The sequence below is a fragment of the Micromonospora sp. NPDC004336 genome, from assembly GCF_053602615.1.
Genome location: NZ_JBSGDY010000044.1, coordinates 25,671 through 41,716, shown reverse-complemented (window position 1 = coordinate 41,716; position 16,046 = coordinate 25,671). Strand labels below are relative to the sequence as shown.

The window sequence follows — 16,046 nt, the reverse complement described above, 5'->3', positions numbered from 1 at the left end:
GAGGGCGGCAGGTGGACCACCAGGGCCAGGTCGGCGAGGTGGGGGACGGGGAGCGTCGCCGCCGCCTGTGCCGTCTGGTCGCGGTGCAGGGACAGGGGCGCCGGCCTCGGCGGCCCGGGCGGCGGTCTCCGAGGCGGCGCGCGCGGTGAAGGCGGCCTCGATCTGCGTCAGCATGGCGTTCAGCGCCCGGGAGAGCCGGCCCAGCTCCGAGGTCGGGACGGGCTGCCCCTCCTCCGGGTCGGGCACCCGCCGGGTGAGGTCCCCACCGGCGATCGCGGCGGCCGTACGCTCGATCTCCACCAGCGGTTTCAGGCTGGTCCGGACGATCGCCGCGCCGATGGAGGCGAGCAGGATCAGCACCGCGCCGCCGACCAGCAGGTCTATCCAGACCAGGCGCTTGACCGCCAGGTCGACGTCGGTGAGGTGCTGCCCGACGGCCAGGACCTCACCGTCGGGGAGCTGGGTGTAGAGCATCCGCCAGCGGGACCTGTGGTCCTGCGAGGTGACGGTGCGCGGCTCGCCGGTCTCCTCGGCGAAGCCCGCGATGGTGTCGGGGAGCCGTGGCAGCTGCTCGGGCCGGAAGTTGCGGTTGTCGTACACGGGCGACATCACCCGGCCCGGCTGGGCCAGGGCGACCATGAAGTCGCTGGGCAGCACCGTGCCGCCCGTCCTGCCCTCCTTGTAGAGGTTGAGCACCGCGTCGACCGAGCGGGTGGTGCCGCGCAGCTCCCCGTCGACCTGCTCGATGAGGTAGCCGCGGAGGAAGACGGTGGTCAGCGAGCTGATCACCAGGAGGGCGGCGGCGACCAGGGCGAGCACCGAGGCGACCAGCTTGACCCGCAGCGGGACGCCGCGCAGCCACGTCTTCCCCTGGTGTACGGGGTTCACGCCGCCGGCTTGCGCAGCACGTAGCCCACGCCCCGCAGCGTGTGGATCAGCCGGGGCTGGGTGTTGTCCACCTTGCGGCGCAGATAGGAGATGTACGACTCGACGATGTTGTCGTCGCCGCGGAAGTCGTAGTTCCACACGTGGTCGAGGATCTGCGCCTTGGACAGCACCCGGTTGGCGTTCAGCATCAGGTAGCGCAGCAGCTTGAACTCGGTCGGCGACAGCTGCACCCGCTGGCCGGCCCGGTGCACCTCGTGGGTCTCCTCGTCCAGCTCCAGGTCGGCGAAGGTGAGCCGGGAGGGCGCCTGCTCGCCGGTGCTGGTGCGCCGCAGCACCGCCCGGATCCGGGCGGTCAGCTCCTCCAGGCTGAACGGCTTGGTGACGTAGTCGTCGCCGCCCAGGGTGAGCCCGCGGATCTTGTCGTCGGTGGCGTCGCGGGCGGTGAGGAAGACCACCGGGGTGCGGGTGCCGCCCTCGCGCAGCATCCGGATGACCTCGAAGCCGTCCAGGTCGGGCAGCATCACGTCCAGCACGACGAGGTCGGGCCGGTGGTCCTTGGCGGCGTGCAGGGCGGCGCTGCCGCTGGTCGCGGTGGCCACGTCGAAGCCCGCGAAGCGCAGGCTCGCGGAGAGCAGTTCGAGGATGTTGGGGTCGTCCTCGACGACGAGCAGTCGCGCCTCGGTCTGGGTAGCGGCCATGCCGCCCATCATCCGTGCTCTGGCTGCGCCCGCGCTGGGCGCTCGCTGGAAAAAGCCTGTGAGACCGGTGGGGCCGAGTGGAGCCGCCCCCGCGCCGGCGCCCGGCGTCAGCGCAGCAGCCGGCGCAGGCCGTCCAGCGCGCCGTCGAGCAGCCGGATCGCCGTACGCACCTGGGTGTCGGTGAGTCGACGGGACCGCACCAGGGCACCCACCTCGACGGTGAAGGCGGCCAGCCGCTGGTCGAACTCGGCGAGCGGGGCCGGCTGCGGCGCGGTCGGGTGGGTCGCGGCGGACACCGGACCGGGCATCGGGGGCGTCGACCGGGCCCGGCGGGACTGTCGGGCCGCCTCCCGCAGCTCCCGCTTCAGGTCGCGGACGGAGCCGCGTACCTCGTCCCGGATCTCCCCGGCCAGGGTGGCCAGGTCCTCGACGGAGGCCGCGATGTCGGACTCCAGGGCGGTCAGCTCGCCGGCCCGGTGGCGCAGCTCGGCGCGGCCGGCGTCGGTGATCTCGTAGACCTTGCGGCCGCCGACGGCGGTGTGGGTGACGAGCCCGTCGGCCTCCAGGCGTTGCAGCCGGGGGTAGATGGTGCCGGCGCTGGGCGCGTAGAGGCCGAGGAAGCGCTCCTCCAGCAGGCGGATCAGCTCGTAGCCGTGCTTCGGGCCGTCGTCGAGGAGTTTGAGCAGGTAGAGCCGGAGCCGCCCGTGACTGAACACGGCGGTCACGGCAGCTCCTCCTCGTCGGTGCCCGCGGGGCGGGCGAGCAGCGCGATGCTGCCCGACGTGGCGGACGCCCAGAGCCTACCCTCGCCCGTGCCGAGCACTCCCTCGCTGTCGACCACGGCCCCGGGCGCGGCGCTGCCCCGCACCTGGGCGAAGCCGCTGGTGATCCGGCCCGCGGTGGTGTGCAGGCGGACGGCGAGGTCGCTGTCCGCACGGACCCGGACGGTGATGGCGCCGGAGATCGTGCTGAGCCGGATGTCGCTGCGCCGGGGGTTGTCCAGGTCGCAGGTGATGGCTCCGGAGACGGTCCGAGCGCGCACCTGCCCGGCCGCGCTGTCGGCGAGGGTCACCTCGCCCGAGACCGTCTCCAGGTCGAGGTCGCCCGTCACGCCGAGCGCCTCGACCGGCCCCGACGTGATCTTGGCGGAGGTGTCGCCGCGCAGCCCCATCAGCGTGATCCGGCCCGCCGTCACCTCTACCCGGGTGCGGCCCCGCAGGCCCGACGCGACCAGCGAGCCGTCGACCAGCTCCAGGTCGGCCAGGGCGTCGGCGGGGACCGCGACGGAGACGTCGGCCCGGAGCAGCCGGGCCAGGGGCCCCAGCCACCAGGCGAACTCCGACCACCGCCGGTGCCGCTCCTGGCGCACGGAGAGCCGGCCGTCGCGGTGCTCCACCAGGATCGGGCGGCGACCGACCCGGGTGACGTCGACCCGGGCCGGGCCGTCGGTGGCCACGACGTTGAGGTTGCCGCCGAGCAGTCGGACGTCGAGCCGGGTGACCGGCTCGTCAAGGGTGAGCCGCTGCGGGGCGGCCACGGTCCAGCCGGTCACGGTGCCCTCCTTCCGGCGACGCGCCGGAGGCGGCGCGGCGATGTCACGACAGTAACGCGATACATCGCGATAGGGCAAGCGCGACGTTCGGCCGCCGGAGTCAGGCGGCCAGGCCCGGCCGCCGGGCGCCGGCGGGACAGCACGACCCGGGCGCCGCGGGGACAGCAGGAGCGGGACGTCGCCGGGACGGCACGACCGGGACGTCGCCGGGACAGCAGGACCGGGACGTCGCCGGGACAGCAGGACCGGGGCGTCGCCGGCCGGGCGGGCGGCGGCACCGGGTGCACGGCCGACTCGGCCGCCCGGGCGAGCAGCCGCCGGGACGGCGGCCCGTGGCGACGCCCACGGGCGGGCGTGCGACGCTGCCGTGGCGGGCCGGCGACGGGGCCGGGCGCCACGCCACGCCACGCCTCACGCCACGCCACGCCACGCCACGCCACGCCACGCCACGCCACGGAGGATGTTCGATGATCATCGAGTCGCGCTTCAACGGGCCGCCCGGCTCGGGAAACGGCGGCTGGAGCGCGGGGGTGTTCGCCGCCGCGTCCGGCGTCGCCGGGCCGGTCGAGGTGACGCTGCGCCGGCCGCCGCCGCTGGAGACCCCGCTGACCGTGGTCGACGGGGAGGTGCGCGATCCCGACGGCGCGGTCGTCGCGCAGGTCCGCCCGGCGGAGGACACCCGGACGGTCGTGCCGACGGTGGACCTGCCGACGGCGCGGGCCGCCTCGGCGGCGTACCCCGGACTGATGGACCACCCCTTCCCCGGCTGCTACGTCTGCGGCCCCGACCGGCCCGACGGGCTGCGGATCTTCCCCGGCCGGCTGCCGGACGGCCGGACCGCCGCGCCGTTCCGGGTGCCCGACCCGGTCGCCCCCGCCACGGTCTGGGCCGCGCTGGACTGCCCGGGCGGCTGGGCGGTCATCGCCCCCGGCCGGCCGTACGTCCTCGGTAGGATCGCGGCGACGGTCGCGGCGCTGCCGGAGCCGGGCGACGAGTGCGTGGTGACCGGCGCGACGGTCGGCGGCGAGGGCCGCAAGGCGCTCGTGCACACCAGCCTGTACGCCCCCGACGGCACGCTCCTGGCCTGGGCCCGCGCGACCTGGATCGCCGTCGCGGCCCACGCCGGCTGATCCCCCTCGGGGAGGACGGCCTCCTGCCTGAGGCGGAGATGGATCTACGGAGCGCGCCTGATTGACCTGCTTGCGCCGGCCCGCCACGCTGTGTCACGGCGTACCCCGACGCCCCCGCACGAAGGAGAGCAATGACTGACGGGCAGCGAAGCCCCACAGGCGAGGGTCAGATCGTGGTGTCCGGCCTGACGAAGCAGTACAAGAACGTCCGGGCCGTGAACAACCTGTCCTTCACCGTCGAACCGGGGCGGGTGACCGGGTTCCTCGGCCCCAACGGCGCCGGCAAGACCACCACCCTGCGCATGCTGCTGAACCTCGTCACCCCCACCGGCGGGGAGGCGACCATCAGCGGCCGTCGGTACGCCGACCTGACCGACCCGCTGCGGCACGTCGGCGCGGTGCTGGAGGCGTCCAGCGCGCACAAGGGCCGCACCGGCATCAACCACCTGCGGGTGATCTGCGCGGCGGCGGGGCTGCCGAAGCGGCGGGCCGACGAGGCGCTGGCGCTGGTCGGGCTCACGCCGGCGGCCAACCGCAAGTTCAAGGGCTACTCGCTGGGCATGAAGCAGCGGCTCGGCATCGCCGCCGCGATGGTCGGCGACCCCCGCGTGCTGATCCTCGACGAGCCGGCCAACGGGCTGGACCCGGAGGGCATCCGGTGGATGCGCGGCTTCCTCAAGAACCTCGCGCACGAGGGCCGCACCGTGCTGGTCTCCAGCCACCTGCTGTCGGAGATGCAGCTGCTCGCCGACGACGTGGTGATCATCGCCGCCGGCCAGCTCGTCCGGCAGGGCACGGTCGAGCACGTCATCGGGTCGATGGCGCAGGGCGTCCGGGTCCGGGTGCGCACCCCGCAGGCCGACGCGCTGACCGCCGCGCTGAAGGAGGGGTCGGCCACCGTCGAGGTCGACGAGCACGGCGTCCTGCTGGTGGGCGGCGTGGACGCCCCGACCGTGGGCCGGGTCGCCCTGACCGCCGGCGTCGAACTGCACGAACTGACCACGGAACGGCCCGACCTGGAACGGGTCTTCCTGGAGCTGACGGCCGGGAAGGCGGGCATCCGATGAACCTCGTCCGATCCGAGCTGCTCAAGATCCGCACCACCAGCACCTGGTGGTGGCTGGCCATCGGCGCGTTCCTGTCGATCGTGCTCGCCTTCGCCTTCAACGCCTGGGTCGCCGACGAGACCCTCAGCGGCAAGGGCGAGAACCTGGGCGTCACCGGCGACCAGGCGACCGCGGCGGCGCAGGCCGCCAACCTCTACACCTCCGGTCAGTACCTCGGCCTGATGTTCGTGATGCTCATCGGCATCCTGATGGTCACCAACGAGTTCTTCCACCAGACGGCGACCACGACGTTCCTGTCCACGCCGCGGCGCACTGCGGTGATCCTCAGCAAGCTCGTCGCGGCCAGCCTGCTGGGCTTCGCCTTCTGGCTGGTGACCACGGTGATCGACCTGATCGCCGGCGCCACGTTCCTGTCCCTCAACGACCACGGCACCCTGCTCGGCGAGTGGGCCGTGCAGCGGGCGCTGCTGCTCAACCTGCTGGCGTACGCGATCTGGACCGTCCTCGGCGTCGGCATCGGCACCCTGATCACCAACCAGCTCGGCGCGGTGATCACCTCCGCGGTGCTCTACCTGGTCGGCACGCAGGTGGTGGGGCTGCTCTTCCTGCTGCTGGCGAACGTGCTGGACAACGAGGCCGTGGTGAAGTGGCAGGTGATCTGGCCGGCCGTCGCCTCGACGGTCATGGTGAGCGACGGCCAGACGGACTTCACCCCCGCGTGGTGGGTCGGCGCGCTCGTGCTGATCGGCTACGCGGTGGTCAGCGGGGCCGTCGGCATCCTGATCACCCGCCGTCGGGACGTCTCCTGACGCGATCGGGCGACGGAGGCGGGGGCGGTGCGCGGCATCGCCCCCGCCTCCGTTTTCTGCCGGGCCTGGGGGTGCCGGCGTCCGCTCCCTGCCAAGCGCCGGCGAGGCCACGGGTCCTTACCAGCAGCCGACCGGACACGCAGCGTTTGGCGAACTTCTGGCATCTTCTGTGAAACCGGCCACGGGACGGAGGCGGAAATGCCTGCGGGATCCGCACGGCGTAGCCTGGGAGCCGTCTCGTGTGCGCTCGCAGGCAGGGCGTCACCCGGACGTCGCGTGACACACAAACCCGCGTGAAAGAGGCGATTACCGGCCGTGTCGACCCAGCAGACTTCGCAGGAGAACCCACTGGCGGGTTTCGGTCCGAACGAGTGGATCGTCGAGGAGATGTACCAGCGTTACCTCGCCGACCCCACGAGCGTCGATTCGGCCTGGCACGACTTCTTCGCGGACTACCGCCCGGCGCCGGGCGCCGGCACGCCCCGCGCCGAGCAGCCGGCCCCGAAGCCGGCCGCCGAGCCGGAGCCCGCCGGTCAGCAGGAGGCGACCGCGAAGGTCGCGCAGCCGACCGGGCAGAAGCCCGCCGAGAAGAAGCCGGCCGAGAAGAAGCCCGAGGCCAAGCCCGAGAAGCCCGCCGCCAAGGCCGCCCCCGCCAAGCCGGCGGCCGCGAAGGCGGCCCCGGCCAAGCCCGCGCCGGCCAAGCCGACCGCGACCGGTCCGCAGACCACCCCGCTGCGCGGCGTGGCGGCGAAGATCGTCCAGAACATGGACGCCTCGCTGGCCGTGCCGACCGCCACCAGCGTGCGCGCCGTCCCGGCCAAGCTGCTGGTCGACAACCGCATCGTGATCAACAACCACCTCACCCGTGGGCGCGGTGGCAAGGTCAGCTTCACCCACCTCATCGGCTACGCGATGGTCCGCGCGCTGGTGGCCCACCCGGAGATGAACAACTCCTTCGCCGAGGTCGACGGCAAGCCGGCCATGGTGCGGCCGGAGCACGTCAACCTCGGCATCGCGATCGACCTGGTCAAGCCGGACGGCAGCCGCAACCTGGTGGTCCCGTCCATCAAGGCCTGCGAGCAGATGGACTTCCGGCAGTTCTGGCAGGCGTACGAGGACGTGGTCCGGCGCGCCCGCCGCAACGAGCTGACCATGGAGGACTACTCCGGCACCACGATCTCGCTGACCAACCCCGGCGGCATCGGCACCGTGCACTCGATGCCGCGGCTCATGCAGGGGCAGAGCGCGATCATCGGCGTCGGCGCGATGGAATACCCGGCCCCCTACCAGGGCATGTCCGAGGCCACCCTGGCCGAGCTCGCGGTCAGCAAGGTCATCACCCTGACCAGCACGTACGACCACCGGATCATCCAGGGCGCGCAGTCCGGCGAGTTCCTCAAGGTCATGCACGAGCTGCTGCTGGGCGAGCACGGCTTCTACGACCAGGTCTTCACCTCGCTGCGCATCCCCTACGAGCCCGTGCGCTGGGTGCGCGACGTCGCGGTCAACAACGAGGGCCAGATCAACAAGACGGCGCGGGTGCACGAGCTGATCCACGCCTACCGGGTGCGCGGGCACCTGATGGCCGACACCGACCCGCTCGAGTTCAAGATCCGCAAGCACCCCGACCTGGACGTGCTCCAGCACGGGCTGACCCTGTGGGACCTGGACCGCGAGTTCCCGGTCAACGGCTTCGCCGGCAAGCAGCGGATGAAGCTGCGCGACATCCTCGGCGTGCTGCGCGACTCGTACTGCCGCCGCGTCGGCGTCGAGTACATGCACATCCAGGACCCGGAGGAGCGGCGCTGGATCCAGGAGCGGATCGAGCGCAAGTACGAGAAGCCGTCCCCGGACGAGCAGAAGCACGTGCTCAACCGGCTCAACGCCGCCGAGGCGTTCGAGACCTTCCTGCAGACCAAGTACGTCGGTCAGAAGCGCTTCTCGCTGGAGGGCGGCGAGTCGCTGATCCCGCTGCTCGGCGAGGTGCTGGAGGCCTCCGCCGAGGGCGGGCTGGACGAGGTCGTCATCGGCATGGCCCACCGGGGCCGGCTCAACGTGCTGGCCAACATCGTCGGCAAGCCGTACGAGAAGATCTTCTCGGAGTTCGAGGGGCACCTGGACCCGCGCTCCACGCAGGGCTCCGGCGACGTGAAATACCACCTCGGCCAGAACGGCAAGTTCACCACGCCGGCCGGCGACCACTCGGTCAAGGTTTCCGTGGTGGCGAACCCGTCGCACCTGGAGGCCGTCGACCCGGTGCTGGAGGGCATCGTCCGGGCCAAGCAGGACCGGATAGACCTCAAGCTGGAGGGCTACACCGTGCTGCCGCTCGCGGTGCACGGCGACGCCGCCTTCGCCGGTCAGGGCGTGGTGGCCGAGACGCTCAACCTCTCCCAGCTGCGCGGCTACCGCACGGGCGGCACGGTGCACGTGGTGGTCAACAACCAGGTCGGCTTCACCACCGCCCCGGAGTACAGCCGCTCCAGCCTCTACAGCACCGACGTCGCCCGGATGATCCAGGCGCCGATCTTCCACGTCAACGGCGACGACCCCGAGGCCGTGGTCCGGGTCGCCCGGCTGGCCTTCGAATACCGCCAGGCGTTCAACAAGGACGTCGTCATCGACATGGTCTGCTACCGCCGGCGCGGGCACAACGAGGGCGACGACCCGTCGATGTCCAACCCGCAGATGTACAAGATCATCGACTCGAAGCGGTCGGTCCGGAAGCTCTACACCGAGGAGCTGATCGGGCGCGGCGACATCACCGTCGAGGACGCGGAGGAGCTGCTGCGCGACTACCAGTCGCAGCTGGAGCGGGTCTTCAAAGCCACCCGCGACGCGGCCACCACGCCGCGCCAGCTCAGCCGCCCCAAGCGGGAGGACGAGCCGGAGCCGCAGGTCGACACCGCCACCGACGCCGCCGTCGTGAAGGCCGTCGGCGAGGCGCACGTCAGCCTGCCGGAGGGCTTCACCCCGCACAAGCGGATCCAGCAGCTGCTCGACCGGCGCGCCAAGATGTCCGTCGAGGGCAACATCGACTGGGGCTTCGGCGAGATCATCGCGTTCGGCTCGCTGCTGCACGACGGGGTCACCGTCCGGCTGGCCGGTCAGGACTCCCGCCGGGGCACCTTCGTGCAGCGGCACGCCGCCGTGGTCGACGCGCAGACCGGCGAGGACCACCTCCCCCTCCAGTCGCTGACCGGCGACGGCGAGCGGTCCCGCTTCTTCGTGCACGACTCCCTGCTCAGCGAGTACGCGGCGATGGGCTTCGAGTACGGCTACTCGGTGGAGAACGTCAACGCGCTGGTCTGCTGGGAGGCGCAGTTCGGCGACTTCGTCAACGGCGCCCAGTCGGTGATCGACGAGTTCATCTCCTCGGGCGAGGTGAAGTGGGGCCAGCGCTCCGCGGTGACCCTGCTGCTGCCGCACGGCCACGAGGGCCAGGGCCCCGACCACACCTCCGGCCGGCCGGAGCGGTTCCTCCAGATGTGCGCCGAGGACAACATGCGGGTGGCCATCCCGACCACCCCGGCGAACTACTTCCACCTGCTGCGCCGGCAGGCGCTCTCGCCGAAGCGCAAGCCGCTCGTGGTGTTCACGCCGAAGTCGCTGCTGCGGCACAAGCTCTGCGTCTCCCCGGTCGAGGACTTCACCACCGGCACCTTCTCGCCGGTGCTGCCCGACTCCGGGGCCCCGGCGCCGGAGCAGGTCAAGCGGGTGCTGCTCTGCTCGGGCAAGGTCTACTACGACCTGTTCCAGGCCCGGCAGGAGCGGGGGGTCACCGACACCGCGATCATCCGGCTGGAGCAGCTCTACCCGCTGCCGGTGGAGGAGATCCGGGCCGCTCTGGCGGCCTACCCGAACGCCGAGGACTACGCCTGGGTGCAGGAGGAGCCGGCCAACCAGGGCGCCTGGTCGTTCGTCGCGCTCAACCTGCTGGAGCACCTGGCCGACGTCCGGCTGCGCCGCATCTCCCGGCCGGCGGCCGCCGCACCGGCCGTCGGCTCGGCCAAGATGCACGAGGTCGAGCAGGCCGCGCTGATCGAGGCGGCCCTGCCCCGCCCGTGACCTGAGCACAGCGCCGACCGGGGCAGGGACCGTCACCACGACGGCTCTGCCCCGGTCGCCGTCCGGCCCCCGCGCCACTCGGACCACGCACGCCGGCCCGTGGCGGCCGGGGCGGATCCCGCACCGCGACAACGACGAACGAGGAACGGACAGCATGTACTTCACCGACCGCGGTATCGAGGAACTGGTCGAGCGCCGGGGCGACGAGCAGGTCAGCATGGAGTGGCTGGGCGAGCGCCTGCGCGACTTCGTCGACCTGAACCCGGAGTTCGAGACGCCGATCGAGCGCTTCGCCACCTGGCTGGCCCGCCTCGACGACCCCGACGACGAGTAACCCACCCACCCCGGCGCCCTCGCCGACGCCCACCCTCGTTGATCACGAAGTTGTCGCCGTCCGCTTTGGCGCCGCCGACGACAACTTGATGATCGACGAGAGAGGGCGAAGGACCCGGGCCGGGGATCCGAAGATCTTCTAGGGTGGGTGCGTGGCGCGCAGTGTGTACGTGACCAGTGTGGGGTCCGGCGGCGGGAAGTCGACCGTCGCCCTCGGTCTCGCGGAGTTGTTGTCCCGGCAGGTCGAGCGGATCGGCGCGTTCCGGCCACTGGTCGGCGGGCACGGCCCCGACCCGATCCTCGCCCTGCTCGGCGACCGCTACCGGATCGAGCTGCCGCTGGCCGACCTGAGCGGCACCACGTACGCCGAGGCGACCGCGCTCGTCGCCGACGGGCGGCGCGAGGAGCTCATCAGCGGCATCGTCGAGCGCTACCGGGAGGTCGAGCGGCGCTGCCCCGCCGTGGTCGTGGTGGGCAGCGACTTCGCCGACGGCGGTGACGGGGCCGGCCCCCGCGAGCTGGCCTTCAACGCCCGGCTGGCCACCGAGTTCGGCAGCGTCGTGGTGCCCGTGGTCGACGGCTTCGGGCAGGAGCCGGCGGCGATCGCGGCGGCGGCGCGCGGGGCGTACCACGATCTGGCGGACCTCGGGGCCACGGTGCTCGCGGTGATCGCCAACCGGGTGCCGGGCCCGATGACGCTGCCGGAGCTGCCCGTGCCCACGTACGCCATCCCGGAGGTGCCGACCGTGTCGGCGCCGACGGTGGCCGAGGTGGCGGCGGCGCTCGGCGCCACCCTGCTGGCCGGGGACGACGACGCGCTCGGCCGCGACGTGCTCGACTACGTGGTCGGGGCGGCGCACGTGCCGACCCTGCTGGACCACCTCACCGACGGCGCCCTGGTGATCATGCCCGGCGACCGGGACGACCTGCTGGTGGCCACGAGCGCCGCGCACGTGGCCGGCCAGGTGTCGGTCGCCGGGATGGTGCTCACCCTCGGCGAGCAGCCGGATCCGCGGGCGATGCGGCTGGTGGAGGGGCTCAAGCCCGGCCTCGCCGTGCTCTCGGTGACCAGCGACAGCTACGACACGGTGGCCGCGTCCAGCCGGATCGAGGGCCGGCCCAGCGCCGACAACCCGCGCAAGGTGGAGGCAGCGCTCGGCGCGTTCGAGCGCTGCGTGGACACCGACGACCTCGCCCGCCGGCTGCGGGTCAGCCGCTCCGAGCGGGTCACCCCGCTGATGTTCGAGTACGACCTGATCGACCGGGCCCGGACGCGCCGCCGCCACCTCGTGCTGCCCGAGGGGGCGGAGGAGCGGATCCTGCGGGCGACGGAGATCCTGCTGCGCCGGGGCGTCGCCGACATCACCCTGCTCGGGCGCCCCGACGACATCGCCCGGCGGACCCGCGAGCTGGGCATCGACATCGGCGGCGCGCGAATCGTCGACCCGGTGACCAGCGAGTGGCGCGACGGGTTCGCCGCCACGTACGCCGAGCTGCGCGCCCACCGGGGGATCACCGTCGAGCTGGCGCACGACATCGTCGCCCAGCCGAACTACTTCGGCACCCTGATGGTGCAGACCGGGCACGCCGACGGGATGGTCTCCGGCGCGACCCACACCACCGCCGCCACCATCCGCCCCGCCTTCGAGATCATCCGCAACGTGCCGGGCGTCTCGGTCGCCTCCAGCGTCTTCTTCATGCTGCTCGCCGACCGGGTGCTGGTCTACGGCGACTGCGCGGTCAACCCCGACCCGGACGCCGCCCAGCTCGCCGACATCGCCATCTCCTCGGCGGACACGGCCGCCCGGTTCGGCATCGAGCCCCGGGTCGCCATGCTCTCCTACTCCACCGGCAGCTCCGGGGCGGGCGCCGACGTGGAGAAGGTCGCGGCGGCCACCAAGCTCGTCCGGGAGCGCCGGCCCGACCTGCTCGTCGAGGGGCCCATCCAGTACGACGCGGCCATCGACCCGGCGGTGGCGGCGACGAAGCTGCCCGGCAGCGAGGTCGCCGGCCGGGCCACGGTCTTCGTCTTCCCGGACCTGAACACGGGCAACAACACGTACAAGGCGGTGCAGCGCTCCGCCGGGGCGGTGGCCGTCGGGCCGGTCATGCAGGGGCTGCGGCGGCCGGTGAACGACCTGTCCCGGGGCGCCACCGTGCCGGACATCGTGAACACCGTGGCGATCACCGCCATCCAGGCCGCCGCCACCGAGGAGTCGTCATGAACACGCCCGTCGACGGTGCCCCCGCCTCGCGGGGGGCGGGCCGGGTGCTCGTGCTCAACTGCGGGTCGTCGTCGGTCAAGTACCGGCTCTTCGACGGCGACCGGGTGCTCGACAAGGGCACCGTGGAGCGGGTCGGCGAGCCCGGTGGCGGCCCGGCCGACCACGACGCCGCCGTCCGGCAGATCCTCGCCGGGCTCGACCTGACCGGGCTGACCGCCGTCGGGCACCGCGTCGTGCACGGGGGGAAGCGCTTCGGCGAGCCCGTCCTGGTCGACGACGCGGTGCTGGCCGCGATCCGCGACCTGGTCCCGCTCGCGCCGCTGCACAACCCCGCGAACCTGGCCGGCATCGAGGTCGCCCTGGCCGCGCTGCCGGACGTGCCGCAGGTCGCCGTCTTCGACACCGCGTTCCACACCACGCTCCCCGAGGCCGCCGCGACCTACGCGGTCGAGCGGGCCACCGCCGAGCGGTACGGCATCCGGCGGTACGGCTTCCACGGCACCTCGCACGCGTACGTGTCCCGGCGCACCGCCGAACTGCTCGGCCGGCCGTACGCGGAGGTCAACACGATCACCCTGCACCTGGGCAACGGGGCCAGCGCCTGCGCGGTGGCCGGCGGCCGGAGCGTGGCCACCTCGATGGGGATGTCCCCGCTGGAGGGCCTGGTGATGGGCACCCGCAGCGGCGACCTGGACCCGACCGTGATCTTCCACCTGCGCCGGGAGGGCGGGCTCTCCGTCGACGAGATCGACGACCTGCTCAACCACCGCAGCGGCCTGCTGGGGCTGGCCGGCGCCAACGACATGCGCGAGGTGCTGACGCGCCGGGCGGCCGGCGACCCGGCGGCGACGCTCGCCTTCGACGTCTACTGCCGGCGGATCACCGGCTACGTCGGGGCGTACTACGCCCTGCTCGGCCGGGTGGACGCGGTCACCTTCACGGCCGGCGTCGGCGAGCACGCCGCGCCGGTGCGCGCCGCCGCGCTCGCCGGCCTGGAGCGGCTCGGCATCGCGGTCGACCCGGAGCGCAACGCCGGCGGCGGCGACCGGGTCATCTCGCCCGAGGGGGCCGAGGTGACGGTCTGCGTCGTCGGCACCGACGAGGAACGCGAGATCGCCCTCCAGACCCGCGCGGTCGTCGAGGCCGCCGGCTGAAGCGATCCGCCGGCGTTCGGGAGCGGCGGCGGAGGGCGCAGGCGTCGCGGCGGGACCGCGCAGGCGTCGCGGCGGGACCGCGCAGGCGTCGCGGCCGGGCGACGGCGGGACTCAGCCCAGGGCGAGCCAGGCGAGCAGGGCGACCAGCACGACAGCGACGACCGCCGCGCCGGCGAGCAGCGGCGTGCGGGACGGGGCGGCGGGCGCCTCGGGTTCGGCGGTGTTGGCGAAGGCGCGGAAGGCCTCGGTGTTGCCGCTGGGGTCGGTCTGGTTCTCAGGCATGCCGGTGACCCTAGTCAAACCGCTCCCCTGTCGCCGTCCCGCACGCGCCCGGGCGCGGCAGGTCCGGCCGGCCGGTCGACCCGATCCGGCCCGGGTGGCGGGACGGTCCGGACCGGACGGCGGGGACGATCCGGGCAGCCGGCCGCCTACCGTGAAACGGTGGGGATCAAGCGGCTGTTCGCCGTGCTGACGACGGCGCTGCTGGCGGGCTGCGCGCCGGCCACCGCCGCGCCCGGCGCCGGCGCGCCGCCGGCCCGCCCGGCCCCCGCGGTGGCATACGCCGTCGGGGTACGCACGTTCACCGTCGACCCCGCCTCCGCGCGGCCGTTGCCGGTGACCGTCTGGTACCCGGCGGACGACGACGGGGTGGCGGCGGGGCGGTTCCCGGTGGTGGTCTACAGCCACGGGCTGGACAGCCTGCCCGAGTTGCACGCGGGGCTGACCGCCCGCTGGGCCGCCGCCGGGTTCGTGGTGGCCGCCCCGGCCTACCCGCACACCCGGCGCGGCGCGCACCGGTTCAGCCGCGCCGACGTACGCCGCCAGCCCGCCGACGGCTGGCGGCTGATCCGGCACCTGGTGCGGCTCGACGCCCGGGACGGCGACCCGCTCGCCGGGCACCTCGACGTCACCCGGTTCGCCGCCGCCGGCCACTCGGCGGGCGGCTTCACCACGTCGGGCATGTTCACCTCGGGCCGGTCGGGGCGGCTGCGGGCCGGCATCGTGATCGCCGGCGGCGGGACGGCCGGCAGCTTCGCCGGCCCGCCGGCGCCCCTGCTGTTCGTACACGGCACGGCCGACCCGATCGTGCCGGCGTCGGTCGGACGCGCCGCATACCATCGCACCGGCGGGCCGGCGGCCTTCCTGAGCCTGCTCGGGCAGGGCCACGGCGAGTACCTGACCCCCGGGCGGCCCGGCTTCGACCAGGTCCTGGCCACCACCACCGACTTCCTCCGCTGGGCCCTCTACGGCGACCCGGCCGCCGGCCGCCGCCTGCCCGGCGACGCCCGCTCCCCCGGGGTGACGGTCTACGAGACCCGCCCCGCCCGCTGAACCCGGGGACGCCGACGCCCGCTCCCCCGGGGGGCGACCGTCCGCGACCCACCCCGCCCGCTGAGACCCGGGACGCCGACGCCCCCCGGGGGCGACCGTCCACGACCCACCCCGCCCGCTGAACCGGCGGACGGCGGCGACCGGGGCGGTGGGGCTACGTTGGCGGGGTGGACGATCTCGCGAGGCGGCAACTGGACAGCATCGCCGAGCTGACCGAGGCGGCGTCGGCGGCGGGCGTCGAGGTGTGGCTGCGGGGCGGGTGGGCGATGGACTTCCTCCTCGGCGAGGTGACCCGCCCGCACGTCGACGTCGACTGGTACTGCTGGGCCGCCGACGCGCGGCGGCTGGCCGAGCTGCTCCACGCCCGCGGCTGGCGGCCCGATCCGACGATGCCCGTCGACCTGCAACTCGACCTGCTCCGCGACGGCGTCGAGGTGAGCGTCGCGTACCTGGCGCGGGACCCCGCCGGGCGGGTCGTGGTGGGCGCCGGGCCGTGGGCGGGCACCGCGCTGCCCGACGGGATGCTGGCCGGCCCGCCCGGTCGGATCGGCCCGCTGACCGTCCCGGTGATCTCGGTCGCCGCCCAGATCGAGTTCAAGGAGATGTTCCCCGTCTGGATGCCGGACCGGCCCCGCCGGGCGAAGGACACCGCCGACCTCGCCCGCCTGCGCGTCACCCGCGTCGCAGAGGGGCGGTCATGATCGGTTGACGCCCCGCCGGGCCTGGGAGCGCGTCCCGCCCGGGTCCGCGTCAACCGATCATGGGTGGGACCGGCGGGTGGCGACGAGCA

The 16,046-nt window shown here is 73.6% G+C and carries 14 protein-coding genes; 9 read left to right on the top strand and 5 right to left on the bottom strand.

Annotated elements, in window-relative coordinates; all coding sequences use genetic code 11:
- From ACWENR_RS12540 to ACWENR_RS12525, 4 genes are all read right to left on the bottom strand, one after another.
- A partial coding sequence (locus ACWENR_RS12540; protein WP_452277100.1) for a HAMP domain-containing protein occupies nucleotides 1-888 on the bottom strand: 888 nt, incomplete at its 3' end.
- Nucleotides 885-1,586 carry a response regulator transcription factor gene (locus ACWENR_RS12535; protein WP_091103329.1) on the bottom strand — a complete coding sequence of 234 codons (702 nt, stop codon included), beginning with the start codon at nucleotides 1,584-1,586 and terminating at the stop codon, nucleotides 885-887. The genes ACWENR_RS12540 and ACWENR_RS12535, both read right to left, overlap by 4 nt.
- Nucleotides 1,587-1,693: 107 nt before the next feature.
- On the bottom strand, nucleotides 1,694-2,311 hold the full coding sequence (locus ACWENR_RS12530; protein WP_452277099.1) for a PadR family transcriptional regulator: 618 nt from the start codon (nucleotides 2,309-2,311) through the stop codon (nucleotides 1,694-1,696).
- Nucleotides 2,308-3,138, bottom strand: coding sequence for a DUF4097 family beta strand repeat-containing protein (locus ACWENR_RS12525; RefSeq protein WP_452277098.1), 831 nt, complete (start codon nucleotides 3,136-3,138; stop codon nucleotides 2,308-2,310). Before ACWENR_RS12525 ends, ACWENR_RS12530 begins: the two co-directional genes overlap by 4 nt.
- Before the next feature lie 467 nt (nucleotides 3,139-3,605).
- Here ACWENR_RS12525 and ACWENR_RS12520 point away from each other — a divergent pair, with 467 nt between their 5' ends.
- From ACWENR_RS12520 to ACWENR_RS12490, 7 genes are all read left to right on the top strand, one after another.
- Complete coding sequence (locus tag ACWENR_RS12520; protein WP_452277097.1) at nucleotides 3,606-4,268, top strand: hypothetical protein; 663 nt, start codon at nucleotides 3,606-3,608, stop codon at nucleotides 4,266-4,268.
- Between the two features lie 131 nt (nucleotides 4,269-4,399).
- On the top strand, nucleotides 4,400-5,335 hold the full coding sequence (locus ACWENR_RS12515; RefSeq protein WP_452277096.1) for an ABC transporter ATP-binding protein: 936 nt from the start codon (nucleotides 4,400-4,402) through the stop codon (nucleotides 5,333-5,335).
- Nucleotides 5,332-6,144 (top strand): ABC transporter permease, encoded by an 813-nt coding sequence (locus ACWENR_RS12510; RefSeq protein ID WP_452277095.1) that lies wholly within the window; start codon nucleotides 5,332-5,334, stop codon nucleotides 6,142-6,144. The genes ACWENR_RS12515 and ACWENR_RS12510 overlap by 4 nt, the downstream gene beginning before the upstream one ends.
- 315 nt (nucleotides 6,145-6,459) lie before the next feature.
- Nucleotides 6,460-10,212 (top strand): multifunctional oxoglutarate decarboxylase/oxoglutarate dehydrogenase thiamine pyrophosphate-binding subunit/dihydrolipoyllysine-residue succinyltransferase subunit, encoded by a 3,753-nt coding sequence (locus tag ACWENR_RS12505; protein ID WP_452277094.1) that lies wholly within the window; start codon nucleotides 6,460-6,462, stop codon nucleotides 10,210-10,212.
- A 154-nt stretch (nucleotides 10,213-10,366) separates the two neighbouring features.
- Nucleotides 10,367-10,546 (top strand): DUF6104 family protein, encoded by a 180-nt coding sequence (locus tag ACWENR_RS12500; protein WP_091103304.1) that lies wholly within the window; start codon nucleotides 10,367-10,369, stop codon nucleotides 10,544-10,546.
- Nucleotides 10,547-10,697: 151 nt separating this feature from the next.
- Nucleotides 10,698-12,770 (top strand): phosphate acetyltransferase, encoded by a 2,073-nt coding sequence (pta, locus tag ACWENR_RS12495; RefSeq protein ID WP_452277093.1) that lies wholly within the window; start codon nucleotides 10,698-10,700, stop codon nucleotides 12,768-12,770.
- Nucleotides 12,767-13,924 carry an acetate/propionate family kinase gene (locus ACWENR_RS12490; RefSeq protein ID WP_452277092.1) on the top strand — a complete coding sequence of 386 codons (1,158 nt, stop codon included), beginning with the start codon at nucleotides 12,767-12,769 and terminating at the stop codon, nucleotides 13,922-13,924. The genes pta and ACWENR_RS12490 overlap by 4 nt, the downstream gene beginning before the upstream one ends.
- Nucleotides 13,925-14,035: 111 nt before the next feature.
- Here ACWENR_RS12490 and ACWENR_RS12485 read toward each other — a convergent pair whose 3' ends face one another.
- A complete protein-coding gene (locus tag ACWENR_RS12485) occupies nucleotides 14,036-14,206 on the bottom strand; it encodes a hypothetical protein (protein ID WP_452277091.1) in 171 nt (56 codons plus the stop codon).
- Between the two features lie 159 nt (nucleotides 14,207-14,365).
- On the opposite strand from ACWENR_RS12485, the gene ACWENR_RS12480 reads away from it, so the two are divergent.
- The gene (locus tag ACWENR_RS12480) at nucleotides 14,366-15,256 is read left to right on the top strand and encodes an alpha/beta hydrolase family protein (protein ID WP_452277090.1); all 891 of its coding nucleotides are present in this window, start codon (nucleotides 14,366-14,368) and stop codon (nucleotides 15,254-15,256) included.
- A 167-nt stretch (nucleotides 15,257-15,423) separates the two neighbouring features.
- Nucleotides 15,424-15,957, top strand: a complete 534-nt coding sequence (locus tag ACWENR_RS12475; RefSeq protein ID WP_452277089.1) for a nucleotidyltransferase domain-containing protein — start codon at nucleotides 15,424-15,426, stop codon at nucleotides 15,955-15,957.
- Nucleotides 15,958-16,046 lie beyond the last annotated feature (89 nt).

Coding starts and splice junctions, on each gene's coding strand:
- ACWENR_RS12535 (WP_091103329.1), bottom strand. CDS start 1,586: ATGGCCGCTACCCAGACCGAGGCGCGACTGCTCGTCGTCGAGGACGAC.
- ACWENR_RS12520 (WP_452277097.1), top strand. CDS start 3,606: ATGATCATCGAGTCGCGCTTCAACGGGCCGCCCGGCTCGGGAAACGGC.
- ACWENR_RS12515 (WP_452277096.1), top strand. CDS start 4,400: ATGACTGACGGGCAGCGAAGCCCCACAGGCGAGGGTCAGATCGTGGTG.
- ACWENR_RS12510 (WP_452277095.1), top strand. CDS start 5,332: ATGAACCTCGTCCGATCCGAGCTGCTCAAGATCCGCACCACCAGCACC.
- ACWENR_RS12500 (WP_091103304.1), top strand. CDS start 10,367: ATGTACTTCACCGACCGCGGTATCGAGGAACTGGTCGAGCGCCGGGGC.
- ACWENR_RS12490 (WP_452277092.1), top strand. CDS start 12,767: ATGAACACGCCCGTCGACGGTGCCCCCGCCTCGCGGGGGGCGGGCCGG.
- ACWENR_RS12485 (WP_452277091.1), bottom strand. CDS start 14,206: ATGCCTGAGAACCAGACCGACCCCAGCGGCAACACCGAGGCCTTCCGC.